The 25,912-nt window shown below is 61.2% G+C and carries 19 protein-coding genes, 1 tRNA gene and 2 pseudogenes; 13 read left to right on the forward strand and 9 right to left on the reverse strand.

Going from position 1 to position 25,912, the window contains the following annotated elements; translation table 11 throughout:
* Nucleotides 1–36: 36 nt before the first annotated feature.
* Together AC1POX_RS10050 and AC1POX_RS10055 are read right to left on the reverse strand one after the other, a co-directional pair.
* Nucleotides 37–468: a toxin-activating lysine-acyltransferase gene (locus tag AC1POX_RS10050; RefSeq protein WP_033484430.1), complete on the reverse strand. Its 432-nt coding sequence runs from the start codon at nucleotides 466–468 to the stop codon at nucleotides 37–39.
* Nucleotides 458–2,272, reverse strand: a complete 1,815-nt coding sequence (locus tag AC1POX_RS10055) for a protein adenylyltransferase SelO family protein (protein WP_372357058.1) — start codon at nucleotides 2,270–2,272, stop codon at nucleotides 458–460. The genes AC1POX_RS10050 and AC1POX_RS10055 overlap by 11 nt, the downstream gene beginning before the upstream one ends.
* Before the next feature lie 595 nt (nucleotides 2,273–2,867).
* Here AC1POX_RS10055 and AC1POX_RS10060 point away from each other — a divergent pair.
* Nucleotides 2,868–3,329 (forward strand): annotated as a pseudogene (locus AC1POX_RS10060) (MobA/MobL family protein); the annotation flags it as partial.
* Here the strand turns inward: AC1POX_RS10060 and AC1POX_RS10065 are convergent.
* A complete protein-coding gene (locus tag AC1POX_RS10065; protein WP_326520851.1) occupies nucleotides 3,222–3,446 on the reverse strand; it encodes a hypothetical protein in 225 nt (74 codons plus the stop codon). The pseudogene AC1POX_RS10060 and the gene AC1POX_RS10065 overlap by 108 nt on opposite strands.
* A gap of 984 nt (nucleotides 3,447–4,430) precedes the next feature.
* Between AC1POX_RS10065 and AC1POX_RS10070 the strand changes: the two genes are divergently transcribed.
* Nucleotides 4,431–5,566 (forward strand): IS3 family transposase gene (locus tag AC1POX_RS10070; protein ID WP_127170426.1). Its coding sequence is split into 2 segments (ribosomal slippage): nucleotides 4,431–4,668 and nucleotides 4,668–5,566, totalling 1,137 coding nucleotides; the frame shifts between segments, so codons are not numbered across the junction.
* A 32-nt stretch (nucleotides 5,567–5,598) separates the two neighbouring features.
* Here AC1POX_RS10070 and AC1POX_RS10075 read toward each other — a convergent pair.
* Entirely contained in the window at nucleotides 5,599–6,216 is a 618-nt protein-coding gene (locus tag AC1POX_RS10075; protein WP_372357059.1) for a hypothetical protein, read from the reverse strand.
* A gap of 113 nt (nucleotides 6,217–6,329) precedes the next feature.
* Here AC1POX_RS10075 and AC1POX_RS10080 point away from each other — a divergent pair, with 113 nt between their 5' ends.
* Nucleotides 6,330–9,677, forward strand: a complete 3,348-nt coding sequence (locus AC1POX_RS10080) for a DUF4011 domain-containing protein (RefSeq protein WP_481108603.1) — start codon at nucleotides 6,330–6,332, stop codon at nucleotides 9,675–9,677.
* Between the two features lie 48 nt (nucleotides 9,678–9,725).
* A protein-coding gene (locus AC1POX_RS10085; RefSeq protein ID WP_372356259.1) for an IS3 family transposase occupies nucleotides 9,726–10,828 on the forward strand; the annotation gives its coding sequence in 2 pieces (ribosomal slippage) (nucleotides 9,726–9,984 and nucleotides 9,984–10,828; 1,104 coding nt in all).
* A gap of 179 nt (nucleotides 10,829–11,007) precedes the next feature.
* On the opposite strand, the gene AC1POX_RS10090 is transcribed toward AC1POX_RS10085, so the two are convergent.
* Entirely contained in the window at nucleotides 11,008–12,465 is a 1,458-nt protein-coding gene (locus AC1POX_RS10090) for a tyrosine-type recombinase/integrase (protein WP_372357060.1), read from the reverse strand.
* A gap of 29 nt (nucleotides 12,466–12,494) precedes the next feature.
* On the opposite strand from AC1POX_RS10090, the gene AC1POX_RS10095 reads away from it, so the two are divergent.
* Nucleotides 12,495–12,571, forward strand: a tRNA-Arg gene (locus tag AC1POX_RS10095).
* 440 nt (nucleotides 12,572–13,011) lie between these two features.
* Here AC1POX_RS10095 and AC1POX_RS10100 read toward each other — a convergent pair.
* Both AC1POX_RS10100 and AC1POX_RS10105 read right to left on the reverse strand, forming a co-directional pair.
* Nucleotides 13,012–13,563 (reverse strand): CPBP family intramembrane glutamic endopeptidase, encoded by a 552-nt coding sequence (locus tag AC1POX_RS10100; protein ID WP_218532423.1) that lies wholly within the window; start codon nucleotides 13,561–13,563, stop codon nucleotides 13,012–13,014.
* Between the two features lie 294 nt (nucleotides 13,564–13,857).
* Nucleotides 13,858–14,496 (reverse strand): annotated as a pseudogene (locus AC1POX_RS10105) (VOC family protein).
* On the opposite strand from AC1POX_RS10105, the gene AC1POX_RS10110 reads away from it, so the two are divergent.
* From AC1POX_RS10110 to AC1POX_RS10125, 4 genes are all read left to right on the forward strand, one after another.
* A complete protein-coding gene (locus AC1POX_RS10110) occupies nucleotides 14,404–15,285 on the forward strand; it encodes an AraC family transcriptional regulator (RefSeq protein ID WP_231503127.1) in 882 nt (293 codons plus the stop codon). The pseudogene AC1POX_RS10105 and the gene AC1POX_RS10110 sit on opposite strands and share 93 nt — an antisense overlap.
* 387 nt (nucleotides 15,286–15,672) lie before the next feature.
* Nucleotides 15,673–16,173 carry a TspO/MBR family protein gene (locus tag AC1POX_RS10115; protein ID WP_218503140.1) on the forward strand — a complete coding sequence of 167 codons (501 nt, stop codon included), beginning with the start codon at nucleotides 15,673–15,675 and terminating at the stop codon, nucleotides 16,171–16,173.
* A 589-nt stretch (nucleotides 16,174–16,762) separates the two neighbouring features.
* Nucleotides 16,763–19,270, forward strand: coding sequence for a bifunctional aspartate kinase/homoserine dehydrogenase I (gene thrA / locus AC1POX_RS10120; protein WP_372357061.1), 2,508 nt, complete (start codon nucleotides 16,763–16,765; stop codon nucleotides 19,268–19,270).
* Nucleotides 19,267–20,280 (forward strand): homoserine kinase, encoded by a 1,014-nt coding sequence (locus AC1POX_RS10125; RefSeq protein ID WP_218557454.1) that lies wholly within the window; start codon nucleotides 19,267–19,269, stop codon nucleotides 20,278–20,280. Before thrA ends, AC1POX_RS10125 begins: the two co-directional genes overlap by 4 nt.
* A 74-nt stretch (nucleotides 20,281–20,354) precedes the next feature.
* Here the strand turns inward: AC1POX_RS10125 and AC1POX_RS10130 are convergent, their stop codons facing one another.
* A complete protein-coding gene (locus AC1POX_RS10130) occupies nucleotides 20,355–20,669 on the reverse strand; it encodes an EthD family reductase (protein ID WP_008571555.1) in 315 nt (104 codons plus the stop codon).
* 155 nt (nucleotides 20,670–20,824) lie between these two features.
* Between AC1POX_RS10130 and thrC the strand changes: the two genes are divergently transcribed.
* Nucleotides 20,825–22,135 carry a threonine synthase gene (thrC, locus tag AC1POX_RS10135; protein WP_208596891.1) on the forward strand — a complete coding sequence of 437 codons (1,311 nt, stop codon included), beginning with the start codon at nucleotides 20,825–20,827 and terminating at the stop codon, nucleotides 22,133–22,135.
* A gap of 101 nt (nucleotides 22,136–22,236) precedes the next feature.
* Entirely contained in the window at nucleotides 22,237–22,980 is a 744-nt protein-coding gene (locus AC1POX_RS10140; RefSeq protein WP_218534308.1) for a murein L,D-transpeptidase catalytic domain family protein, read from the forward strand.
* Nucleotides 22,981–23,065: 85 nt separating this feature from the next.
* On the opposite strand, the gene AC1POX_RS10145 is transcribed toward AC1POX_RS10140, so the two are convergent.
* The gene (locus tag AC1POX_RS10145; RefSeq protein WP_173363318.1) at nucleotides 23,066–23,731 is read right to left on the reverse strand and encodes a Crp/Fnr family transcriptional regulator; all 666 of its coding nucleotides are present in this window, start codon (nucleotides 23,729–23,731) and stop codon (nucleotides 23,066–23,068) included.
* A gap of 203 nt (nucleotides 23,732–23,934) precedes the next feature.
* Here AC1POX_RS10145 and hisS point away from each other — a divergent pair, with 203 nt between their 5' ends.
* Together hisS and AC1POX_RS10155 are read left to right on the forward strand one after the other, a co-directional pair.
* Entirely contained in the window at nucleotides 23,935–25,371 is a 1,437-nt protein-coding gene (hisS, locus tag AC1POX_RS10150) for a histidine--tRNA ligase (RefSeq protein ID WP_071117283.1), read from the forward strand.
* Between the two features lie 213 nt (nucleotides 25,372–25,584).
* Nucleotides 25,585–25,911 carry a YerC/YecD family TrpR-related protein gene (locus tag AC1POX_RS10155; protein ID WP_014090043.1) on the forward strand — a complete coding sequence of 109 codons (327 nt, stop codon included), beginning with the start codon at nucleotides 25,585–25,587 and terminating at the stop codon, nucleotides 25,909–25,911.
* Nucleotide 25,912 lies beyond the last annotated feature (1 nt).

Here is a 25,912-nt window from a genome sequence, read left to right on the forward strand (position 1 = left end):
TTCGTCCATTCGTATCAAGGAAGCAACGTGTCTTCCTCAGCTATTTTTGCGAAGTCTGTGGGTCTTGGTTCCCAGCATAGCGCCCGTCTTATCTCGCACCAAGCGATGCGCTTGCTTGAAGTGAGGGCGCAAGCGATGCCGGAGTGCTCTCGCCAGGCGTCGGTGATGCCCTGGCATAGCCACGAAATCCAAGATCCAGAGTTGATCACCTTCGTTCCAGTCGCTAATTGGCAAGAACGGCGGATCTTGCAGAACCAAATGACTGGCGGTTTCAGGCGTCAGATAAGCCCATAAGGCGTAGCCGGTCCAGACCCCGTCTTCGTCTTTAATCGTGACGAGCTGGCCTAGGCGAATTGCAGGCCATAGCCACACATAAGCCGCTGCGATACTGAACTTCTTGCGGTCAGTCTTGAACAGGAGTTGCATTGCCAGGCCAAGCGCCTGCGCATCAACGGCATTAGGTTGCATGGGCGGTGGTTGAGCTCAATGTTTGCGCTGCAACTGCAGCGTCCGGGAAGGTGAGCAGTGCGGCAGCGATTGATGCACGCCCGTTCAAGCTTAGACCTACCAGGTAGCTGGTGGGTTCGCAGTCGACACGCGCGACGGTTCGATGGCCAGAATTGGTGATGCCGAGTGTCTCATCTGCGACTTCGGCACCGAAGATCAGTGTTCCCCCACGCACGCGTGGCCCCTCCAGCTGGGCTGTATAGGCCATACGATGCGTATCAAAGAAATACAAGGCGGTGGACACGTGATCGCTTGCGTAGCCCAAGACAAGCCAGTGTGGTGGTAAGCCTTTCCAGACACGGCGTGAGACCGCGACCTCGGTTGCGATAAAGGCCGAGACCCGCTCGGGTCCCGACGACCGATCGGCCAATATCGACCGCACCAGCTTGATCGCTCGGCGCTTGGAGACGCGATAGGAAAGGCGTGGTCGTGGTCTCAGCCAGCGGTTGGCGGCACAAAGATGGAGAGCTGCGTTCGGAAGTGCGCGCAGGAGCGAGTTGATCTCCTCGCCTGTCTGAGAGCCCTGGGTTGCTTTGCCTTTGATGTGGTCAGAGAGCCAATCGTGGCGCTCGCCGTGCTTTGTGGGCTGATCGAACGCATAGTCAATGCGCTGTTGCTCGCGGTAGTAGCGCGCAATGAGCGCTTTGAAATGCAACGCCTCTGGGCTTGACTGAGGCAAGGCACACGCTTTCGCACAGTGATGTAGAAACGCAGCTTCCATGTGATGCTCGATCTGGATGAGCAGCTGATCGATGTTGGCGATTGCCTTGTCAAAGCGGGAATACTTCTTGAAGAAGTAGGTAAGCGAGGGAAGCGAGTGGCGAACATCACGCATCTCATCGCCGAAAAAGTGACGATGCCCATCGGTGCCACGCTTCCAGGTGGGAACTGCGCGGAAGCCGCCGAAATCCAGAAACTGCGCGTTCGATGTGATGTTGTCGCTTGTCGGGCGTCCGGTCCAGAGGCGATGCGCGCGACTTGCGGCAATCTGCTCGGCAAGGCGGAGGTAGAGCGCAGACAAGTCAACGCCTAGGTCATTGGGTTTGCCGGCATCGCGCTGCGTGTGTTCGTCGGCAAAGTGGATGGCATCTTTGACCCGCAGGCTATCTTGAAATTGATCGCTGTTTGCACTGCCTGATGTCCCGAAATACAGGCTGCGCTCGAAATGCGCCAAGCGCAGGAAAGCAGGCCTGATCAGAATGGCGCACCGCTCCGGTTCGTCGGCATCGGTGCGCGCCAGGGAGAAGCCGGCATCAATGATGGCAACGATGGGGACTGCCCCATGGGGGAGTTCTGCGTTGAGGATTTCGCTGGCGACTGCCTCGCGAATGGCATCGTAAAGATAGAGACAGCCATGGGAGTGTGACCAATCATGGGCCTCGGAGACCAATGGCGTGGGGCCGGTTCCTTTGGCGACGAGCATGCCATCGGAGCCACAGCGGCCACTCCCCCCGTGGATCGCCCCACCGCTCCCACCATAGCGATCAGCGCCCAGTGTCTGTCCGCCGAAGGTGCCGGCAACGCAGTGGGCTTCGATAGAGGTCACGGCAAAGCGCTCAAGCAAGGACGCTGAGATGCGGGCCCGAGTTGGCGCGTCGTGGATGGCTATGCCTAAGTCGTGAAACCAGCGCTCATTGAGCCAGAGCAAAGAAGCATCCGGCAGTCTTCCCACTGGAAAGGGCACGAGCATTGAGGTGCTCACGCTGGCAAGGCTCAACAGGGTGGGGTGGTTCTTGTCATCCATGTCCCAGTAGTCATTGGGCATTTTGCTTCCTTGTTTCCGCAGCTATTGCGACTTAGCGTTCGATCGGCGTTGGTGATGCTACCAACCTGACGGCAATTCGTCCTGCGGCTGCTTGGATTTCCCGAGGCCACGGGACATCACTTCTGCATGGACAGTCAGCGTAAAAAACGACACATGGCGTTAGGGCGTAATCAGGCTCGTACAGGTCTTATTCATTCTTTGGTATAACTAATATTTATATGTGAAAAGAGCAATGGTTGATCCAACTGTCGCAAAAAAATTCAAAGAAAAAATTAAAGAGCAAGAGCGCACTTATGGTTTCTGCTTTGCAGAAACCGTGCGCCAACGCTGCGCGTCGGTGCGGTGGCTTTCGCCACCTCGTTGCCTATGCTTCGCAATGCAACACAGCCACTTCAAAACCTCGTGACCGAGGTCTCTGTGCTGTCGAGTTCGCTTTTCTCTCGACACGGGATGTTATGCCGCTTCTTTGTGTGCTCCACAAACAGGAGTTTCACAAATGGCGATTTATCACGCAACAATGAAGTCTTTCAGTCGAGGCAACGGCGACTCTTCGGTCGCAGCAGCTGCTTACCGCGCAGGGTTTGATCTGTTCGATATGAGCACAGGGCTTGGCCACAATTATTCCCACCGAGGCGGTGTCGATTTCCATCAGATGCTTGCGCCGAAAGGAGCGCCCGAGTGGTGCTTTGATGCACAGTATTTTTGGAACGCGAACGAAGCGGCCGAGACGCGCAAGAACGCACGCGTTTGCCGAGAAGTCGAGGTGTCGCTTCCGCACCAACTTGATCCACACCAACGGAGAGCGCTCGCTTTGGCGCTTGGCCAATTGCTCGTCAATCGGTTCAAAGTCGCCGTATTGGTCGCTGTGCACACACCAAGCAAATATGGTGATCAGCGCAATCATCATGTGCATTTGCTGATGTCAGCGCGACAAGTCGGACCGGGAGGACTAGGGGAGCGCGCCTGCGCTGAGTTTGATGCGCGACAAGGCGGCGGCACACGAGCGCTGCGGCAAATCCGCAAAGACATTGCAATGGTCATCAATGCGCACTTGAAAAATGCGGGCGCCCCGGCTCGGGTAGATCATCGCAGTCTCCGAGCACAGGCACACGAAGCCGCGCGTAATGGAGAGTTTGAACGCGCCCGCGAACTCACGCGCCGGCCAGGCAAGCACTTGGGCAAAGCCAAAGTGGCGGTGATGCGCAAAACGAAGTTCACAGCAGAAGTGAGAGGGGCAGGTGGGCGAGAAGCAGCACTGGCGCTTTCAAAGCTTGTCGCTGAGCACATGAAAAAAAGCGGTGGTCTCGTGCACGAGGTGCCGCCGTCTCATAGCCATGCGACAGCACTTCGGGATCGGGTCAATGCACAGGCTTCTGGATTGGACGGACGCACAGCGGTTGGGCAGACACGATTGTCAGGCGCAGAGCGGGTGCGGCAGATCAAAGAGCGCTTGGCCCGCCAACCCGCCCCCCGCCCAGGGCTCTACACCCCTTACAGTGGACAAGCGCGGCATCTCAGTAAGGTGACGCGTCTGGCTCGCTCCTCGGGCCGACAAGACGCGGAGGTCCTAAACCAAGAGGCGCAGCTGATCGAAGATTGGCTTGAAGCCCAGCGAGAGGTGGCGCAGCAGTCTTTGGAAGTGCTCCGCCAGATCCCGGGTATCCAGATTGAACCCGAGTTCCAGCGGGCGCACTCCACACTCGTTTGCCGGCGAGCAGATAGCTACGCCACCAAGCCATTTTTCTTTGAAGACACCGAGATGCTTGCTCGCTCAATCAGCAAGTATGCCCATGCGTTGGTGCGACCTTACAAGGCGCGCATGGCCGTGCTAGATGCGAAAGCCAAGCTCTATGAGCAAGAATACGATCCCGATACGAAAGTGGTGGCCAGAGCACAGCGGCGCTTGGCGCGAACGAAGAGGCATGTCTCCCCGCGCATCCAAGCGATCCAGCAGGGGCGGATCAAGCGGGCTCGAAAAGCGATGGTGGAGACGGCTGAGGCCTTGGAGAAGAACTTTGCCCCACAGCCGATCGAGGTGCTGACGCCTGAGGCAACGGTTGGGGATTTGCCTTTGCCTGATGGCGAGGCTGGGGTATGATACGCCCAGGGTTACGTAGACATCTCAAGGCCATGGAAAATGGCAGATCCGGAGGTGTCCATGAGCAGCAAGCGGTATACGGATGAGTTCAAGATCGAAGCGGTCCGGCAAGTGATCGATCGTGGCTTCAAGGTGGCAGAGGTCGCCGAGCGACTAGGTGTCACCACGCACAGCCTGTACGCCTGGCTGCGCAAGTTCGGCAAGCCTGGTGTGGTGCAGCGCGCCGAGGTGGACCAGAGTGCCGAGGTTCGGCGCCTGAAGGCCGAGTTGCGCCGGGTCACCGAGGAGCGCGACATCCTAAAAAAGGCCGCCGCGTACTTTGCCAAGGGATAAAGGCAAAGTACGCCTTCATGCAAGACCATCGCAGGGAATTCCGGTTGTGCGCGATGTGCCGAGTATTGCGCGTCAACCGGGCGGGTTACTACGCGTGGTTGCGCGCGCCCAACAGTGAGCGCGCCAAGGAAGATGAGCGCTTGCTTGGACTGATCAAGCAGCACTGGTTGGCCAGCGGCAGTGTCTATGGGCATCGCAAGATTGCCAAGGATCTGCGCGAGTTGGGTGAGCGTTGCAGTCGCCATAGGGTGCATCGGCTGATGCGCGCCGAGGGGCTACGTGCCCAGGTGGGCTATAGGCGCAAGCCACGTTTCCATGGCGGGACACAGTGCGTGGTGGCGGCCAACCTGCTCGATCGGCAGTTCGACGTGACGGAGCCGGATACAGCCTGGGCGAGCGATTTCACCTTCATCCGCACGCATGAAGGCTGGATGTATCTAGCTGTGGTGATCGATCTGTTTTCCAGGCAGGTCGTCGGCTGGGCAATGCGCGACCGGGCCGATACCGAGTTGGTCGTGCAGGCCTTGTTGTCTGCGGTGTGGCGGCGCAAACCCAATGCTGGTTGCTTGGTTCACTCGGACCAAGGGTCTGTCTACACCAGCGATGACTGGCGCAGTTTCCTGGCGTCCCATGGGTTGGTGTGCAGCATGAGTCGGCGTGGCAACTGCCACGACAACGCACCCGTGGAGAGCTTCTTCGGTCTGCTCAAACGCGAGCGTATCAGGCGACGGGCCTATCCCACAAAGGACGCCGCACGCGCCGAGGTATTCGACTATATCGAGATGTTCTACAACCCAAAACGCCGCCACGGTTCAACTGGCGACCTATCGCCTGTAGAGTTCGAACGGCGCTACGCGCAATGAGGGTCTTGAGTGTCTACGTAACCCTGGGCGTATCAGATGACATTGCTCAACGACCGCAGAACATTGTTCATCGTGTCCGATTGGCTGCCCAAGTCGCGCAAGCCCGGATGCTCGTTCCGGAGCAGCTTGAACAAATTGGTGATGGTCGCGCCGGCGGGGGCGTCAATCCCTTGGGCGTGACAGACCGCTTTGAGGTAAGCATGAAGTGCGGTGTGAATGCGGTCCACCGCGTGGGTCGGTCCTGCGCTTTGGATGAGCGTGTTGGCATCAGCCAATGCGCGCTTCAAGACATCGCTGGTGATAGATGGGCTGCTGTCTTGGACCGAAAGTCCGTCAGCACAGCGCGTGGCCAATTCCAACAACCGGCGGCAAGCCTGTTGGGTTCGAAGATGCTCACTGCCTTGGGGATACTTGCGAGCGATGCCCCGAAGGATCGCTGCTTGTTGATGTCCTTCGACCCCCGTCAGGATTGCAATAAAACGTTCCTTGGTCGTGTTGCCGGTGAAGGCATCCGGATTTAGGTCCAGATCACAAAAGCCAGGGTAGAACTCTCGGTGTGTCTTGTAGGAGAAGTCGCCCAGGTAGCCGCCCTCAACGCCAATGTAGCTGTGAACCACCCAGTGAATCTCGCTACTGCGCAACTCGCCCACAGATCCCCCAGATCGGCTGGAACACGCATTACATTGAGCGCATTATAGGCAAAAGCATTTGAGGAAGGCGCGGTGCTGCATCCCGCGCGTCGCGCTTCCTCTTAGGGGTGTCGATGGATCAGATGGCAGTGGCGCAGGCTGGCGAGGAGACTTCTTCGCTCCGGGGAGCAGGTAGCCTCAAAGACAAGGTTGAAAAAGCCCGTTTGGAGCTGTTGGATCTGTCGACACGCAATCGCCTGCTCCACACACCCAGAGGCGGGCGTGCAAAGACCATCGAGGTTGTCCATGAGCTTGCCAAGGCGATGTATCAGACCTTGGTGACCGAAGGAAAGCGTTTCACCTTTGTTGCTGGCAAGGAGGATCCGAAGCAAGCGAACGCTACTGATAGCCTTGGCGATGACGATGACATTGATGAGGTCCTACTTGACGAGGCACCGGAAGACCCAGGGCTGATCGCGCAACCCGATTTTGAGCTGGATGAGAACGGGCGTGTCAAAGCGCATTGGGATGCGCATCTCACAACACGCCTAACGCCGACAGGTCTGCAGAAGCGCTTATTGGATCTCTACATGGATGCGCGGACGCTTCAAGAAGAGCAGGGCGTCAATGTTCTTTACTTGGCCGTCGGCTACTTGCGTTGGCGTGCTACTTCCGCTCCTCAGACTGACCGCTTCGCGCCCTTGGTGCTCATCCCGGTGCAGTTGGAGCGAAGCACGGCAGGCGAGAAGTTTCACCTCAAATGGACCGGCGACGATATTCAAGCGAACTTGTCGTTGCAGTTGTTCTTGCAGCGCGAGTTTGGCCTTCGCTTGCCGAGCATTGATGAGTTCGAAACGCTCGATGTCGATGCCTACCTGGCCTCTGTGGAAGCCATGCTGGAAGGTAAGGAGACCTGGGGCGTGCTTCGTGATGACGCCATCCTAGGCTTGTTCTCGTTCGCTAAGTTCATGATGTATCGGGATCTTGACCCACAAAGCTGGGAGGCGCTGGGCGGACTCGACGCCATCCCGATGCTACGCGGGGTGGTTCAAGACGGTTTCCCAGGTGCAAGCCTAACCGACGAAAATAGCGAACTCGACCTTATCATCCCGCCAGAGAGGATGCGCCATGTCGTTGATTGCGACTCATCGCAAGCTCTGGTTGTGCACGATGTGCTTCAAGGCAACAACATCTTGGTCCAAGGTCCGCCTGGAACGGGGAAGTCCCAAACCATTGCCAACATCATCTCGGCAGCAGTAGCCGAAGGAAAGCGGGTGTTGTTTGTGGCCGAGAAGATGGCCGCGCTCGAAGTCGTGAAGCGCCGACTGGATCATGTCGGTGTGGGCGTGGCCTGTTTGGAACTCCACAGCAACAAAGCCAACAAGCGTTCTCTACTGGAGGAGCTTCGGCAAACGCTGCACTTAGGCGAGCCCAAACGAACCAGCACTTCGCCAATCATCGAGCAACTAACGGAAAAGCGCGACACACTCAACGCCCATGTTGCGCGGCTCCACGAAGCTCACCAGCCCTCTGGACTGACGCCATACCAAGTCTTCGGACACATGGTGCGCCTGCGTCGCTTGGGCTACACGACACAAAGCCTGCCCCTTGAAGCGCCGACCTCCTGGGCGTCCCATCAAAAAGAGGAGAGGGAATCGCTCCTGCGCGAACTGATCGAGCGAATTGAAGAAATTGGCGTTCCAGATGAGCACGCTTGGAGCGGCGTTCAGAACGATGGCCTCTTGCCGAGTGAGCGCGATCGGTTGCTCATCTTGGTCGCTGGATTGACCGAGCGATTGAACGATTGGGAGGTGTCGACCACTGAGCTTCACAGCGCACTGGATCTTTCACCTCCACTCCGATTTGATGACGCCGGCCTTGCCGTTCAGCGCGTTAAGGCTCTGCTTGAAGCGCCAAAACTTGGCTCCGATTCGCTTCAAAGCAAGGTCTGGGATGCGCCTGGTCGCGCTTCGACAGTCATCGATACGCTTGAAAACGCTCAGAAGGCCAGAGCTGCGGTCGAGGCCAAGATCCAGATGGAGGCGCTCGCGCGAGACTGGGATGCTACCAAGGCCACTTTGCGTGTTCTGCCAAACAGCTTCGTTTTGGGGAAAGAGCTGGCAACGTTGGGTGGGGCACACAGTGCCTTGGTTCGGCTCGGGCCTGATCTGACACGATTGACGCAGCTTCTAGCCGAGAAGGCACCACTTACGCTCGATCTGGCGCTTAGGCTGGTTGCCATCGCGGAGCGCGCCACGACCATTCCGGAACTTGACCGCGATGCGTTGGTCGCCCAAATCTGGGAACGGGGCGTCGATGCAATCGAAGAGGTCGTTGTGGCTGTTGAAACGGTCCAGCAGGCGAAGAGCCACCTGGCCTCTGTATTCCGCGACGCTGCATGGAGCAAAGACAGCGCGGAGCTTGAAGCGGCGCGTGGGCAGTTGGCGATGCGCGGCACGAGCTTGTTCCGCTTCCTAAGTGGAGATTGGCGTCGCGCCAATCAGACCATCCGCACACTCCTTTCTAACCCTAAGCTTCCGGCGTTGGACATGCTTGGATCGCTCGATGTTCTCCTGGATGCCAAGAGCGCTCAGAAGAAGATTGTTGAGCACGACGCCCAAGGACAAGAAGCGTTTGGCTCAAACTGGCAGCGCGAGCGCTCCAACCCATCCTTCCTCAGAGGCGTCGTGGCCTGGATGCGAACGCTCCGACCCTTGGGGAGCGGAGTTCGTGAGCGTTTGGCCGACATCAGCGATCGCGTATTGGCAACCGAAATCGCCAAACGCGTAAAGCCAGTTTTAGAAGAACTCGTTCGCGATTTGGCGCCTGTCCATGAGGCGTTGTTGTCTGCTGAGCGCAACCCATGGGGCGAGGAGACCGTCCTCAAGCGCGTTGCTCTATCGGAACTGGAAGAGAAGTCTGCCCTTTGGCAAGCTGCGTCCCAGCAATCAGCCCTATTGGCTAATGCGCAGGAACTCACGATCGAGCAGGCGCTTGCGGTCATTGAAGAAATCCAGCTGGCGCAAACTGCCATTACCGCTTACGACGCTCTGGCCGCTGATGGGACCTCAGCCTTTGGTCCGTTCTGGGGAGCACTAGATAGCAAGGTGCATGAGCTTCGCCAAGTCGCGTCTTGGATTGAACACAATCCAGAGCTTCGCTTGTTGGCTGTGCGCATTGTTGATCCCGAGTCATTGCTTGATCGGGCTGAGGGAGGTTCTTCTGCGGCAGGACTATTGGCCGGCGAAGTGATGGATCTTCTGCTTGGCTTGCAGTTTGAGGGCAACGCAGAGATCACGCGTAATCCGAGCCATGCACCTTTGGCAACACTCAAACTCCAGCTGGCAAGCTGGCAAGCCGACCCGGAAGGACTTCGGAGTTGGGTGTCTTACCTTGCCATTGCCAAGGAGGCCGAGCGTAAGGGCTTAGGTGCAATAGTCGATGGTCTTGCCAGTGCCAAGCCGACGCCCCCCCGATTTTGAGTAGCACCTCAGTTTGGAGTCCAATTCCCTAACTCGAGGAGATTGGACGTGAAGAAGCGTTTTTCTGAAGAACAGATCATCGGCTTCCTGCGCGAAGCTGATGCCGGTGTGGCGATCAAGGACCTGTGCCGGCGGCATGGCTTCAGCGAGGCTTCCTATTATCTGTGGCGCAGCAAGTTCGGCGGGATGAGCGTGCCCGATGCCAAGCGGCTCAAGGACCTTGAGTCCGAGAACGCGCGGCTGAAGAAGTTGCTGGCCGAGCAGCTGTTCGAGAACGACCTGATCAAGGATGCACTGCGAAAAAAGTGGTGAGCGCACCGGCGCGTCGCATGCTGGTGCGCGAGTGGATCGGGCGTGGTGCCAGCGAGCGTCGTGCGTTGGCAGTGATCGGCATGAGCGCCAGTGCGCTGCGATATTGCCCGAGCGAAGATCGCAACGTCGAACTGCGCGAACGCATCTGTGCGTTGGCGCATCGCCATCGCCGTTATGGTGTGGGGATGATCTATCTCAAATTACGACAGGAAGGACGCATCGTGAACTACAAGCGTGTGGAGCGGTTGTACCGCGAGCAGCAGCTGCAGGTCCGGCGCCGCAAGCGCAAAAAGGTGCTGATAGGAGAGCGTCAGCCGCTGCTGCGGCCATCGCAGGCCAATCAGGTGTGGTCGATGGATTTCGTGTTCGACCGCAGCGCCGAAGGCCGAGTGATCAAGTGTCTGGTGATCGTGGACGATGCAACCCACGAAGCGATCGCCATCGAGGTGGAGCGCGCAATCTCGGGCCATGGCGTGACACGCGTGCTGGATCGGCTGGCGCACAGTCGCGGCTTGCCACAGGTGATCCGCACAGATAACGGCAAGGAGTTTTGCGGCAAAGCGATGGTGGCCTGGGCACATGCGCGTGGCGTGCAGTTACGGCTGATCCAGCCTGGCAAGCCAAACCAGAACGCCTACGTCGAATCGTTCAATGGCCGGCTGCGCGACGAATGCCTCAACGAGCACTGGTTCCCAACCCTGCTGCATGCGCGTACCGAGATCGAACGCTGGCGACGCGAATACAACGAGGAGCGACCCAAGAAGGCCATTGGCGGCATGACGCCATCTGCGTATGCCCAACAGCTGGCCAACACCGATATCATCAACTCCGGACTCTAAACCCGGCCGCTACTCAGAGCGGGGGGACGTCGCCAGGCCCTACATCGTGATTTTTATTTTCTTGGTGCGGCTTCCTATTCATTTCAGAAATTTCCAATAAAATCAATAAATAACATTATTTAATTTTAAGTCAAGATATTGGTTATTGGTAGATTTTTGTATTTATTTTTGTTATTTTTCTAGGCAGGCAATTGCGTGGGACCAGCTGCGCACGCAGTTGGTGCGCGCGATGAAGCTTTGGCTTGCGCTTGGAAAGCAAGCGCCACAGCTGAGGCCATGTCCTCGGGACTCAGCCTCAACAACTGCTTTACCACCTCGTCCACAGCGGTGCCTGCGCCGCCCTGGCGTTCAAGCTGTTCAAGTTTTTTGCCCAGTGCCACGGGATCCGGGTTGAAGTAGCGCATGAAGGTTTTCAGATCCTTGTGGCCTGAGATCCTGGCTGCTTCCGCTGGGTTGAGGTGATGTCCCATTTCCGTGATGCGCGTGTGGCGAAGGTCGTGCATGCGCGCGGTCAAAATCTCTGGGTCTCCTAGCTTCTCGGCTACTTGCTCACGGACCCGATCCCAAGCTTGCGTGACGGTGTCTGCTCGAATACGCTTCCCGCGCGAGGTCACAAAGACCGCTCCCTTCTTTGTTTCGCTGGCCTCGAAGCGCGTGGCGATCAAGGCCATGGGCTCTGAGGTCAACGGGATCACGCGCCCGTTGTATTTGCCGTTTTTGGCCTTGGTTTCGCGAAGTCGCGCCGTTTTCTTCTTGAAGTTGATGTCCGCCCAATCAAGCTTGACGCATTCGGAGCGGCGGGCTGCGGTCATACGCGCAAAGCGAATGACATCGGCCGTTGCCTGGTCGGTCCGCCCAGCATCAAGCTGCGCAACGATGGCGTTCCATTCCTCCTCGGTGAGCGTCCGGTCGCGCGCGTCATCTGAATTGAGCGATTTCAAGCTCTTGATCGGCGAGCGCAGATCAATCTGCCAGTTTTCGTGGGCAATCCGGAAGAGGTTTCGGATCGTGGTCAGGGCTCGCTTTTTGCTGCCCTGGGCCATAGGGAGCGTGGTGCCGTCTCGCTTGACCTTGACGTATGAGTTCACGAACGAGCTGGCATGGCGCCCCAGGAAGTCATCCTGAGTCAAATCCTTGGCCAGCTTGCGGGTGAGGTGGGGCATGCCGGTCTGGCTCAACCCAAGACCTTTGCCGCCTCCCAAGAAGAGATAGGCATTGGAGTGGTCCGTCTTCACCGAAGCGTGCTTGATCAGTCCATCATCGATTTCTTGAACAAACCGGCGCAGCAGATCTCCAAAGGTCCAAGCCTCTGCCGTGTGCGCGTAGGGCGTTTGCCGAAGCTCCAAGGAGGCGTGTTCTCGTCGGACATAGGCCTCGGCCATGAGCCGAGCAGCATCGATGTGATGCTCAGTGTTCGGGGGCGCCTTCGGGTCGATGGGGTAGCGCACCAGCGGGAACTTCAAGGCTTGCCCGTTGAGGGACCTTCGGATGCGCGCCTCCCACCTGAGTTGCCCATCCGTCCTGAGCGTGACGCCTGCCACGGAGCTGATGGTCTGAGAGGCCTTGATGCCGCGCGGAAGCGTGCCATTGAAGGCCTTGGTGCGCCCAGGCTTGACGGCTGTTTTGGCTTTGCTCACTTAGCGTCTCCCTGTATCCTTAGACAGTTGGCCCCGTGGCACAATTGGATAGCGCGCGTCCCTCCTAAGGACGAGGTTGCTGGTTCGAACCCAGCCGGGGTCACCACTTTTTTTGGCAAACGGCGTGAGCAGCCCTGTGGTTACCACAAATTTGCCACAGCCGAGCCAGACACGCACGCAAAGCCTTGCGCTGCTTGGGTCTTAGCCTAGCGACGTTGTCCCTCCTAAGGGGAAGGTCGCCCGTTCGAATCGGGCCGGGGTCACCAGCAATCGATGGCTGATGCGCAAGATGGCAGCACATTCGTAGGAGCGGTCGGCTGGCATCGAGCAAGTCAATCTCGCCTCGCCCAGATGGGCCACGGTATCCGGCAAGGTGCTGCTCTGGTCGAGGGCGCCGCCGCTGCCGCGCTTGCTCGCTCGAAGTTGATAGGCCATGCCGCCATGCACGAATGGCAATACCGAGCCCGACGTCGCAGCCGTTGGACATGATCGAACGCTCCAGTGCCGCAGCCTGATTTACCGCGCGGGCATTAACGCATGGGGCGGTCAATACCACCCAAGATAGAGCGTCGTGACGCCCCAGGTATCGACGAGTCCGTGTGCCAGGATGAGCGCCAACAGATTGCGGTTAGAGCGCAGATACGCATAGCCGAATGCTGCGCCGACGATACCCGTCAGCACGATTCCCGAGATGCCTTGGCTCGCATGCATGGCGCCAAACACGACACCGCCGACAATGGCTGCGGTAAGGCGGCATAGGCTGCTGCGCTTGAACAAGGCTTCCAGTTGATGCATCAAAAATGCCCGAAACACCAACTCTTCACCGATGGCTGCGCTGATCCATGCAGAGCCGATTAGCTGCAGTGCAGCCGGTGCGTTATGACGAAGCGCGCCATAGGCGCTGTAGTCGGTCTTCGTGCCTGTCAGGTAGTCGATGAGCGGCTGAAAGATCGGCGTGATGAGAGCGGTGACCAGCAGCACCAGGACAGCTGTCCACCCAATTGTTGGACCAAACCGTTGCCAGCTCAGGCCGCACGCCCAACGGCTGCGGGTCTCTTGCCACACAAGTGCGGCCCCCATCAGGCCAACTGCTGGCATGCGCCAAGGAAAGGGCAGCCAAGGGAAGTAGGCGAGCGCCATCACCACGCAGATCATCGCCAGCCTAGCGAGTGGATGGCTTAGAACGGACGGGGCATTGCGATTAGCAAGAGCAGACCGCTTTGATTGAGACATGTCGACCGGATAAGCCACGGGCGTTTGATAGTAGCGAGCTGTCGATCGGCAAGACCGTGCCAAACGACACGATGACTTTTCAGCATTTGTCTCAGCGCGGACTTGGTATATGCAGGATCGATGCGCAACTCCGATTTTTTTCAGTGATCTCGCCAGCTCTCAAATCGCTTGCCACAATTCCGCTTTATTGCCGTCCGGGTCGATGACCCAGGCAAACAGGCCGAATTCGGACTTCACAATCTTCTCTGACACGCGGCAGCCCGCAGCTTTGAGCTTGGCAATCAGCGACTCCAGGTCGTCGACCCGGTAATTCACGATGAACGGGGCGGTGGTGTTCTCGAATTGGGCGCTTGTTTCGTCGTGAACAGCCCAGGCCAATGCGTTTTCAGCGCCTTCCACACCCGCGCTGGTGTCGAACACTGTGCCTCCCCACGTTTGCACCTCGATCCCCAGCTGCGTTGCGTACCACTGTTGCAATCCAGGCGCGTCCTTGGATTTGATGATGATTCCGCCGATCCCTGTCACTCCGTGCATGTCTGATCCCTTGCCAGCCTTCGTCAGTGGATTGAATGGCAGGCAACGCTGCCAGTCCTAAAAAAACGCATTGCCCACGGGATCAAGATATAGCATCGTCACTGCAGTCACTTGTCGGATCTTGCGCACATGCCGATCAGCGAAACGGTGCCCCTTACCGTAGTCCAGAGCGTGAACCGTGCGCTGGACTACATCGAGGTCAACCTTGCCGGGCAGCTGTCGCTGTCTCTGATCGCAGGTGCGGCTTGTGTTTCGCCGTTCCATTTTCAGCGCATGTTTCGCGCCGTGATGGGCGAAACCCCGCATGCATTCGTGCTGCGCCGACGGCTGGAAAATGCGCTGGGCGATATTTCCCAAGGCAATCGTCAACCTTTGACAGACATCGCGTTGGGTCGGGGATTTTCGTCGTTATCGGATTTTTCCAGGAACTTCCGAAGACACTTTGGATGCTCTCCAAGAAAACTGGATCTGGAGACGTGCCTGGCCGGCCGTCGGCGTGCGCTGGACGACACCTTGGCAGGTGTATCGGGCCTCGGTGGTAGTGCTGCAGACGATGCACAGGAATTTTCGGTCACGCTGCGCGATCTCCCGGAGCGCACGGTCCAGTACCTTCGCGTGCACCGCCCCTTTGAGGAAGGCTCCGTCCAAGCAGCAGCCATGCGCTTGGTGGCATGGGCACGAGACGCCGGCGTCGAGCATCATCAGTGGTTGGGCTACCTCTGGGATCAACCTCGTCTGGCATCTGCAGGGGATTGCCGGTACGACGTCGCGGTGGAGGTCACGCATGGGCGTCATTGCGGTGAGATCGGCGTTTTCCGATTTCCACCCATGAAGGTGGCCGAGGTCGTGATACGGGGAGGACTGGCGCTGGAAATGCGCGCGTTTGGTTGGTTACGCGATACATGGCTGCCTGCCAGCGGATATCTGCCGAAAGACCTGCCAGCGTTCGAGGCATGGTTGGGTCTTCCTTACGCGCACGGTGCCGAGCATTTCGAATTGGCATGTCAAATTCCCATCCGTGTCCCAACTGCGCCGGGCGGATGGGATCAATGACAACGGACTAATTAATCGTCAGATGGCAAGCCTGACCGATCCAGGAACGGCGGATTAATGTGGTTGTGCAGCGTCGTTGCGCACGCGTAGCGCGCAATGGATCGGCGTTAAAGCCGGCAATACCGTCGTGGCTTTATTATCTTTGCCTCCTGGCATGCCGTAAGTCATCTTGTCCGAAGCGTGCTTCGGGCCTACCACGATTGAGCAATTCCTGTTGCGGATGGCGTCCGAGCGTCTGGTGGATGAACGCCCGGGATTTCTTGATTAAGCCAATTGCTTCGCCTGGACTGGCGCCAATGATGGCTGACTCCGTGAGCGTTGTACTCACGGTCTGCATTGGGCTTATGCGAGCCTGCTGCATCTGGTATGACACTTCCTTGGATCGCCATGACATTATTGACGGCAAAAAAATCGCAATGGTTCGGCCTTCTCGGCTGGTTGGTGCTTTGCTATGCCGCAGCCGCGCTGGGCGCAACTGCATCGATCCAGGCCGCCAGCTTTTATGCGCAGCTGCAGCGGCCGGCATGGGCGCCGCCGGGGTGGTTGTTCGGGCCGGTGTGGATGGTGCTGTACGGAATGATGGCGGTGTCGGTGTGGTTGGTGTGGCGCCGTGGGAGATGGGCTGGTGCGCGCATGGCGCTGACACTGTTCGTCGTGCAGCTGGCGCTCAACGGGCTTTGGAGTTGGTTGTTCTTTGCGTGGCATCTGGGGGCGTGGGCATTCGCGGACATCGTGGCGCTGTGGCTCGTGCTGGTGGGCACCATTGGGGCGTTTGCGAAGAGGCACGCTTTGGCGGGGTGGTTGTTGGTGCCGTATCTGGCGTGGGTGAGCTTTGCGGCGGCGCTCAATTTTTCGGTCTGGCAACTCAACCCTCAGGTGCTTGGCTGATCTGCGCTGCTGACCTTGGCCTGCACCGATTCGGGGTTGCGATAGCGACGATCTGTTGCTTGATGCGAAGTTGTCTATTGCTTGAAGCGACCTGCTGCCTGCAGCGATGTGGTGCATCGAGTGCTGGCGATCCAGTCAGCCTATCGCGTCGGCCGAGCACACGACTCGATCAATGAAGGTTAGAAAGCTGCGCAGCATGGCTCTGCAAGGCCGGTCCAAAAGTTTCCATAGCAATCAATTGCTTGCACGCACAGTGCTTAAATCCCTGAGCAAAAAGGATTTCTGTTCCGTACGCCCAACGCATGCGCCTGCCCATTCACGCAATGCTTGACAGGCCTCGGCCCGGTGATGTCTTTTGCATGCATGGGTAACGCCTCCGCCACCGCTTCGCTTCTCTGCCAGCCGCTACTGCGGGCAGGTGCGGGCGTGGCCGGCATTACCACCATCATTACTACCGCCACCATTCGCCCGGTGCGGTCCGTCGTCTTCGCGTAACTTCCGAAAACAACGGCCCCGCACCCGGATCAGGATGCGGGGGCTTCCCTCTCTCATCCGATGCGGACGGGGCCTCCCCCAACGAGGTCTGTCGATGTCATCGCCCGCTGTTTCGTTCGAACCCGCTGCTGTTCTTGCGTCCTCTGCGCGCACTGTCGTGCACAAATTCGGCGGCACCTCGGTGGCTGATGCCGAGCGCTATCGGCATGTGGCGCAGCTGCTGCTTGCACGCGACGAGACGGTGCAGGTCACCGTGGTCTCGGCAATGAAGGGCGTCACCGATGCCTTGATCGAACTGGCCGAACTGGCGGCGAAAAATCGCCCCGAATGGCGCGAGCGGTGGCACGAAACACGCGCACGCCATCGCGGTGCGGCAGTGGCGTTGCTCGGCGAGCATTCCGGGCCAACGGTGGAGTGGCTGGACGAGCGCTTCGAACATCTGTCGCAGATCCTCGGCGCGCTTGCGGTCATCGGCGAATTGCCGCGCGAAGTGCTCGACCGCGTGCAGGGCCTGGGCGAGGTGTATTCGGCGCAGCTGCTGGGCGATCACTTCCGCGCGATCGGCGAGGACTGCGCGGTGCTGGACGCGCGCGACGTGCTGGTGGTCAATCGCGGCGAACTGGGTGTGGATGTGGACTGGGAGGCGAGTGCGCAACGTCTGGCAACCTGGCGGCAGGCGCATCCGCAAACGCGCGTGGTGGTCACCGGATTCGTGGCGCGCGACCGCGCCGATCGCATCACCACGCTGGGCCGCAACGGCAGCGATTATTCGGGTGCCATCTTTGCCGCGTTGTTCGATGCCGACGAACTGCATATCTGGACCGACGTGGACGGGGTGCTGTCGGCCGACCCGCGCGTGGTGCCTGAAGCGGTGCAACTGGAAACGCTGAGCTACGACGAGGCCTGCGAGCTGGCGTACTTCGGCGCGAAGGTAGTGCATCCGCAAACGATGTCGCCGGCGATCGAACGCGGCCTGCCGATCATCATCCGCAACACCTTCCAGCCCGAGCATCCCGGCACGCGCATCACTGCCAGCAGTGCGGTGAGCGGGCCGATCAAGGGGCTGACGTTGAGCCCGGATCTGGCGGTGCTGAATCTGGAAGGCACCGGTCTGATCGGGGTGCCGGGCACGGCCGAACGCGTGTTTGCAGCGCTGCGCACCGCGCAGGTGTCGGTGGTGATGATCTCGCAAGGTTCCTCTGAACATTCGATCTGCTGCGTGGTCAAGCAGCACGAGTCCGAACGCGCACGCAACGCATTGCTGCAGGCGTTCGCGCATGAACTCACGGTCGGCCAGGTGCAGCGCGTGCAGCTGACCACCGGCATCAGCGTGCTGGCAGCGGTGGGCGATGGTATGGCCGGCCAGCCGGGTGTGGCGGCACGGCTGTTCGAATCGTTGGGCCGCGCGCAAGTCAATGTCCTGGCGATTGCGCAGGGCTCGTCCGAACGCAACATCTCGGTGGCCATCGATGCGGCGCACGCCACCAAGGCCTTGCGGGCGGCACATGCAGGTTTCTGGTTGTCGCCGCAGACGTTCTCTGTGGGCGTGATCGGGCCGGGCAATGTGGGCGCAGCGCTGTTGGATCAATTGCGCACTGCGCAGCCACAGTTGCTGGGCAAGGCCAATCTGGATCTGCGCCTGCGTGCGGTGGTCTCACGCGGTCGCATGCTGCTGGACGAACGCGGCCTGGTCGGCGACTGGCGCGATGCGTTTGCATCGGCCGCCACGCCCACCGATCTGGAACGCTTCACCACGCATCTGCTGTCTGCGCATCTGCCGCATGCGGTGATCATCGATTGCAGCGGCAGCGCCGAAGTGGCCGACCGTTATGCGGGCTGGCTGGCCGCCGGCATCCATGTGGTCACGCCGAACAAGCAGGCCGGTTCCGGCCCGCTGGCGCGTTATGAGGCGATCCGCGCAGCGGCCGATGCCAGTGGGGCGCGCTTCCGTTATGAAGCCACCGTGGGCGCCGGGTTGCCGGTGATCACCACGCTGCGCGACCTGGTCGATACCGGCGATGCAGTCACCTCCATCGAAGGCATCTTCTCCGGCACGTTGGCGTGGTTGTTCAATAAATACGACGGCAGCGTGCCGTTTGCCGAACTGGTGACGCAGGCGCGTGGCATGGGCTACACCGAACCGGATCCGCGCGACGATCTGTCCGGCGTGGACGTGGCGCGCAAGTTGGTGATCCTGGCGCGCGAAGCAGGGCGCTCCATCAGCCTGGAAGATGTGCAGGTTGAAAGCCTGGTGCCGGAAGGGCTGCGTCAGGCCAGCGTGGACGATTTCATGGCGCGGCTCTCCGAAGTGGATGCGGTGTTCGCGCAGCGCCTGCGCGATGCGCGTGCGCGCGGCAACGTGCTGCGCTATGTGGCGCAGCTGCCGCCGGACCGCGCGCCCAGCGTGGGCCTGGTGGAATTGCCCGCCGATCACGCCTTCGCCAATCTGCGCCTCACCGACAATGTGGTGCAGTTCACCACGCGTCGCTACTGCGAGAACCCGCTGGTGGTGCAAGGCCCGGGCGCGGGGCCGGAAGTGACCGCGGCAGGCGTGTTCGCCGACCTGCTGCGCGTGGCGGCAGGCGAGGGCGCGCGACTATGACGCAGACTGTTGTCAGCCATGCCGGCGTGAGCCAGGCAGCGGTGGCGCAGGCGCATCGCTGCGATCGCGCATCTTTGGACAAACACGGCCTGCACGAAGCGCGCGCCTTCGCACCAGCATCGGTTGCCAATGTCGCGGTGGGATTCGATCTGCTCGGCTATCCGATCGATGGCATCGGCGACACCGTGACCGTGCGCCGTATCGAAGCGCCGGTGGTGCGCATAGCTGCGATTCGCGGCACGACGGTGGCGCTGCCCCTGGATGCCGAGCGCAACACTGCAGGCACTGCACTCATTTCGCTACGTGCCGCCTTGCAGCTGCCTTATGGGTTCGAAGTCGAGATCGACAAAGGCATCGCGCTGAGCTCGGGCATGGGCGGGTCTGCCGCGTCATGCGTCGCGGCCCTGGTTGCGGCAAACGCGCTACTGGCCTCGCCATTGGATCACCACCAGCTCTACCAATACGCGCTCGATGGCGAAGCGGTAGCCAGCGGCAGCCGCCACGGCGACAATCTGGGGCCGCTGTTTGTAGGTGGTTTGGTGTTGTGCACGCTGGAACGCCTGGTGCCAATCGCGGTGCCACCCGCTTGGCATAGCCTGCTGGTGCATCCGGATGCAGTGCTGGAAACGCGGCGCGCGCGCGAAGCCTTGGCGGGCAATTATCAATTGCGCGAGTTCGTCGCGCAGAGCACCAATCTGGCGTTGGTGTTGGCCGGTTGCCATGCCGGCGATCCAGACCTGGTACGCGCAGGCCTGCGTGATGTCCTGATCGAACCGCGTCGCGCCCCATTGATCGCCGGCTTCGCAGACGCCAAACAGGCAGCGCTGGACCACAACGCCCTCGGCGCCAGCATTTCCGGCGCCGGGCCAAGTGTGTTTGCCTGGTTTGAATCGCGTGCCGCTGCAGAGGCTGCGGCAACCGCAGTGCAGGCCGGGTTTGCGGCTGCAGGGTTCGATAGCCAGGCCTGGGTCTCGCCGATCGCAAGTCCTGCGGCGCGGTTACTCGGATGAATCGGGACGCATGCAATGAAAACGCGCCGCAGGCAGCAGGCAGCAGGTCTGGCCTGCAGCTCGCCAGGCGCTGTTTAGTCGACGACGACTTCGCTGATCTGCATCACCGGGGTCAGGTCGGTGTAGTTGGCGATGTCGCCCAGGATCTCCGCCGCATGCGGCCCGAAGCTGGCATTGAAGGCTTCCTGCGACGCGCAAAAGATGTGGCACATCCCGATGAACGCCGGCGGGCTGCCGGCCTCGCCGCCGCTGATGCCTTTGTCCACCGTATATTTCAAACAGGCCGGCCCCATGCGCGCGCTCACCAGCGGCATGTGCTGGTCGCGGTAGTAGGCGTGATCGAAGCGGGCGCCTTCGCGGTACGGGTACATCACACTGACCTTGATCATCTGCCGACTCCACGGAAGGGTGCGCGCAGCATAGCCCCGCGCCATCGACCGTGCGCACCCCTTCGGCCAAATGCCGGCGCAGCCCGACGCCCGGCTCCGTCACACGCGGCACCGCTTGTCATGGGTACCGCCCAGCCTTCGCTTTATCTGGAGTCATGCTGATGTTTATCTCCACCCGTGGCGGTGCCCCTGCCGCAAGCCTGAGCCAGGCCATCGCCGCCGGGCTGGCGCCCGATGGCGGCCTCTACGTGCCGCAGACCCTGCCGCCTGCGCGTACGCTGGTTGCGGCCGCCGGCCTGGCCGACACCGCCACTGCGCTATTGCAGCCATTTTTCGAGGGCGACGCACTGGCCGCCGAACTGCCTGCCATCTGTGCTGAAGCCTTCGATTTCCCGGCGCCGTTGGTGGCGCTGGGTACGCCGGGCGATTACGCACTGGAGCTGTTTCATGGCCCCACCGCCGCGTTCAAGGATTTCGGTGCGCGCTTTCTGGCCGCCTGCCTGACCCGCCTGCGTCGTGCCGAAGACCGTCCGCTCACCATCCTGGTCGCCACCTCCGGCGATACCGGTGCCGCCGTGGCCGCCGCCTTCCATCGCCAGCCCGGCCTGCGTGTGGTGGTGCTGTATCCGGACGGCCGCGTGTCGCCGCGGCAGGCGCATCAATTGGGGTGTTTCGGGGACAACATCCAGGCCCTGCGCGTGGCCGGCTCGTTCGACGACTGCCAGGCAATGGTCAAGCAGGCCTTGAACGATGCCGCATTGCAGGCGCAGGTGCCGCTGAGTTCGGCCAACAGCATCAGTCTGGGCCGGTTGCTGCCGCAGATGAGTTACTACGCACATGCCGCGCTGGAGCACCATGCAGCCTCGGGCAGCGCGCTCAACCTGGTCGTGCCTACCGGTAACCTGGGCAACGCGCTGGCGGCGATCATCGCGCGCGCACTCGGGGTGCCATTGGGCCGCATCGCGCTGGCGTCCAACGCCAATCACGTGTTGCCGGACTATTTCGCGGGAGATGCCTACGCACCGCAGCCCAGCGTGGCCACGCTGGCCAATGCGATGGACGTGGGCGCGCCGAGCAATTTCGAGCGGCTGCGTTGGCTCTACAACGGCGACGATGCCGCCTTGCGCGAGGAATTCCGGGCATTGTCGGTGGATGATGCGGCGATTCGCAACACTGTGCAGCAGCGCTTCGCCCGCTACGGCGAGGTGCATTGCCCGCATACCGCCACCGCGGTGCATGTGCTCGAACAATTGCGTGCCGAAGGCGCGGAGGGCGGCACTGGCGACTGGGCGGTAGCGGCCACCGCGCATCCGGCCAAGTTCGAGGGGGTGGTGGAGCCATTGATCGGCCGCGCGGTGGAGGTTCCGCCGGCGCTGGCCGCGCTGCTGCAGCGTCCAGCGCATGCCGAAGCACTGGCGCCGGACTACGCAGCCCTTCGGCAGCGCTTGCTTGCCGATGCCGCCTGACCCAACGCGTTCAGCCACCGGGGTTGGAAAGTGGCCCGCATGCGGCTATTTCTAGCCGGGTGCGGCCCCGTCGTGGCGCCGCGTCCGCTGTGGGTTGTTGCATGTCTTATCGAATGATCGCCGTTGCCGGCTTCTTGTGCGGATGGGCAGCGGCTGGTGCGGTCAGTGCGGCCGATGCATTGGCTGGATCACCGGTCGCGCCACTGGGCGCCCCGCGTGTGGGTCTGGTCGAGGCGCTGGCGCGCCAGGCGCCGTCGCTGGACCGTCAGGTGCTGGCCCTGGCCACCGAGGCGCTGCAATGCGCCCGCCAGCGCCAGCAGGTGGGTGCCGAACGGGTGCTCAGCGTCATCGACTACAGCCGCCCCTCGACCGAGCGCCGGCTCTGGGTGTTCGATCTGGATAAGCAGCGCCTGTTGTTTCGCGAATGGGTCGCGCACGGGCGCAATACCGGCGAGAACCTGGCGGCGAAGTTCTCCAATGACGATGGCAGCTTCCAGTCCAGCCTGGGCGCGTTCACCGCGCAGGAGTCGTACACCGGGCACAACGGTTACTCGTTGCGGCTCAAGGGTCTGGAGCCGGGATTCAACGACCACGCACGCGATCGCGCCATCGTGATCCACGGCGCGCCCTATGTCAGCGAAGCCATCATCCGCAGCCAGGGCCGGCTCGGCCGCAGCCTGGGCTGCCCGGCGGTGCGGCCAGCGGTGGCCAAGCAGTTGATCGATACCTTGCGCGACGGTGCGTTCGTGTTTGCCTACTACCCGGACCGGGCCTGGCTGCGCCAGTCGCGGCTGCTGAGTAGTGGCTGTGGCGGTGCGGCAGCGCGTGCAGTGGCCGGGCGCTGAGTGATCGCGCGTCACCGCCCCGACCGACTGCGTCGACAAGCACGCACCGACGCATCAATGAAATCCATCAATCAGCCGCCAACCCTTACACCGTATCGCCGGCCAGGCGGCGTAGTGCGGCGTAATCCAGGATCTGCACCAGCTGCAGTTGCGGTAGCGCGATCAACTGCTGCTGCCGCAGTTTGGTGAAGGTGCGGCTCACCGTTTCCACGGTCAGCCCCAGATGGTCGGCAATATCGCCGCGGCTCATCGGCAGCGTCACGGTGTCGCCGCTGGCGCCGGGCTGGGTGGAGCGAGCGGCCAGCCGCAGCAGGAAATGCGCCAGCCGTTCGCTCGGTTGCAGGCGTGCCAGCAGCAGGCCGGTGTCCTGCGCTGCAGCCAGCTCCATGCTGGCACGTTGCAGCAGCTTGCGTTCCAGCTGCGGGTAGCGCTCGCGTAGCTGGCGCATTTGCGCCATCGGCGTGCGGCACACCCGGCTGTCGACGATGGCTTCGATATCGTGGCGGTGCTGCGCGGTTTCGGTGAGCCCGACGTAGTCGCCGGGCAGCACGAAGCCGGTGATCTGGCGGCGCCCGTCGGCCAGCGTGCGCACCATGCGCAACGCACCGGAGGTCACGGTATAGACGTTGTGCCGGGTCTCGCCCGCACGCACCAGGGTGCTGCCGGGCGCGTAGGCCGCCGCGTGGGTGACCTGGTCCAGCGCGTCCATCTCCTGCGCCGACAGCGCCGCACAAATAGCCCGGCCGCGCACGGCGCAAAGGGCGCAATCTGAGTTGGGCGTGCCACTGGCGGATGCCGTGCTGGGCGCCGGGCAGGTCGCGCTGGGGTCGGAAAGCTGCCGGTACATGGGCCATGCACTGCTGGGACGCATTGAATGATACGCCATGCGGTCAGCGCGGCCGCCCAGCCGGTAGAATTGTGCGTTCGCCACATTGTCCTGCAGGAGTTTCGCTCGTGATCAAGCCCCGTACGCCGCCCGGCATCATGGAATTGCTGCCGCGCGAGCAGATCGCGTTCCAGCGCATGCTGGACGTCATCCGCCGCAACTACGAGCGGTTCGGGTTCCTGCCGGTCGAGACCCCGGTGTTCGAGCTGTCGGATGTGCTGCTGACCAAATCCGGCGGCGAAACCGAGCGCCAGGTGTATTTCGTACAGTCCACCGGCGCGCTGGCCAATGCTGCTGCGGCAGCCGATGCGGGCGCCGAGAACGGTGGCCTGCCCGAGCTCGCGCTGCGCTTCGACCTGACCGTGCCGCTGGCGCGCTACGTCGCCGAGCATGAGCACGAGCTGAGCTTCCCGTTCCGGCGCTACCAGATGCAGCGCGTGTATCGCGGCGAACGTGCGCAACGCGGGCGCTTCCGTGAGTTCTACCAGTGCGATATCGACGTCATTGGCAAGGATGCGCTGAGCATCCGCTACGACGCCGAAGTGCTGGCGGTGATCCATGCGGTGTTCGCCGAGCTGGGCATCGGCGATTTCAAGGTGCAGTTGAATAACCGCAAGCTGCTGCGCGGCTTCTTCGAAAGCCTGGGCGTGGCTGAGGGCGAGTTGCAGCTTGCCGTGCTGCGCGAAGTCGACAAGATCGACAAGCGTGGCGCCGATTACGTGCGCGACACGCTGGTGGGCGAGGGCTTCGGCATCGCCGCCGAGCAGGTGGCCAAGATCCTCGCCTTCGTGGCGGTGCGCTCTGACGGGCATGCCGATGCGCTGACGCAGTTGCAGGCGCTGGAAGCCTCGGTCGGGGCCAGCGCGACGCTGGGCGAGGGCATCGCCGAGTTGCGCGAAGTACTGGAGCTGGTCAAGGCGCTAGGCGTGCCGGAGAGCGCGTACTGCCTGAATTTCTCCATCGCGCGCGGGCTGGACTATTACACCGGCACCGTCTACGAAACCACGCTGATCGACCACCCGCAGATCGGCTCAATCTGTTCGGGCGGCCGTTACGAGAGCCTGGCCAGCCACTACACCAAGTCCAAGCTGCCGGGCGTGGGCATTTCGATCGGCCTGACCCGCCTGTTCTGGCAGCTGCGCGAGGCCGGCCTGATCCAGGGCATCGCCGAAAGCAGCGTGCAGGCGATGGTGGCGCTGATGGACGAGACCCGCCTGGACGACGCGCTGGATATCGCGCGCCGGCTGCGCATCGGTGGCATCAACACCGAGGTGCAGATGGAGCCGAAGAAGGTCGGCAAGCAGTTCCAGTATGCGGCTCGTGCCGGCATCCGCTTCGTGGTGCTGGCCGGCGACGACGAACTGGCACGCGGCGTGGTGGCGGTGAAAGACCTGGTGCGAGAGCAGCAGTTCGACGTCGCCCGCGACGAGCTGGCCAGCACCTTGCAGGTGGAACTGGAACAGGCCAGGGCAATGCTGGTGGCTGGCGGCGTCCAGGGCGACTGATATCGTCAGTTTGAAGACGTCACAGGCTTGGTGACCATTTCGCCGGCGACCCACGTGCCGTAGCGCAGAACGCGCCCACTGACATCAGATGTCAGTGGGCGTTTTCGTAACAGGCAGGTGGGCGAGCAGTTTCTCCATGAATGATTCGATGCGGTCGACTTGTCCCGAGGCGATGCTTGCGTTAATGTACTAACACGCTATTACATTAACGCAATGAAACAACGACCTGCCCCCCGCGAGAACACCGACATTGCCGCATCTCTGACGATGCTGGCCGATGCGCTGGCATGCCTGCGCGCGCCCGAGGCGGTCGAAGCGTTTCTGCGTGACCTCTGCACGCCTGCCGAGCTGGAAGCCATGGCCGACCGCTGGCGGGTGGTGCCGCTGCTGGTCAAGGGCGTGCCGTATCGCGAAATCCATGAGCTGACCCAGGTCAGCGTCACCACCATCGGGCGCGTTGCGCGCACCCTGGACCACGGTGCCGGCGGCTATGCCGCGGCCTTGCGCGAGCAGTCTTCGCGCCCTGACGCCTCCCACTGAG

Source organism: Xanthomonas sp. NCPPB 3442, from assembly GCF_056725145.1.

What these genes read in the sequence shown, in the direction of transcription:
- AC1POX_RS10050 (WP_033484430.1), bottom strand. Translation starts at nt 468, where the DNA reads ATGCAACCTAATGCCGTTGATGCGCAGGCGCTTGGCCTGGCAATGCAA.
- AC1POX_RS10055 (WP_372357058.1), bottom strand. Translation starts at nt 2,272, where the DNA reads ATGCCCAATGACTACTGGGACATGGATGACAAGAACCACCCCACCCTG.
- thrA (WP_372357061.1), top strand. Translation starts at nt 16,763, where the DNA reads ATGTCATCGCCCGCTGTTTCGTTCGAACCCGCTGCTGTTCTTGCGTCC.
- thrC (WP_208596891.1), top strand. Translation starts at nt 20,825, where the DNA reads ATGCTGATGTTTATCTCCACCCGTGGCGGTGCCCCTGCCGCAAGCCTG.
- AC1POX_RS10130 (WP_008571555.1), bottom strand. Translation starts at nt 20,669, where the DNA reads ATGATCAAGGTCAGTGTGATGTACCCGTACCGCGAAGGCGCCCGCTTC.
- AC1POX_RS10140 (WP_218534308.1), top strand. Translation starts at nt 22,237, where the DNA reads ATGTCTTATCGAATGATCGCCGTTGCCGGCTTCTTGTGCGGATGGGCA.
- AC1POX_RS10100 (WP_218532423.1), bottom strand. Translation starts at nt 13,563, where the DNA reads ATGCCAGCAGTTGGCCTGATGGGGGCCGCACTTGTGTGGCAAGAGACC.
- AC1POX_RS10155 (WP_014090043.1), top strand. Translation starts at nt 25,585, where the DNA reads ATGAAACAACGACCTGCCCCCCGCGAGAACACCGACATTGCCGCATCT.
- AC1POX_RS10115 (WP_218503140.1), top strand. Translation starts at nt 15,673, where the DNA reads ATGACATTATTGACGGCAAAAAAATCGCAATGGTTCGGCCTTCTCGGC.
- AC1POX_RS10080 (WP_481108603.1), top strand. Translation starts at nt 6,330, where the DNA reads ATGGATCAGATGGCAGTGGCGCAGGCTGGCGAGGAGACTTCTTCGCTC.
- AC1POX_RS10125 (WP_218557454.1), top strand. Translation starts at nt 19,267, where the DNA reads ATGACGCAGACTGTTGTCAGCCATGCCGGCGTGAGCCAGGCAGCGGTG.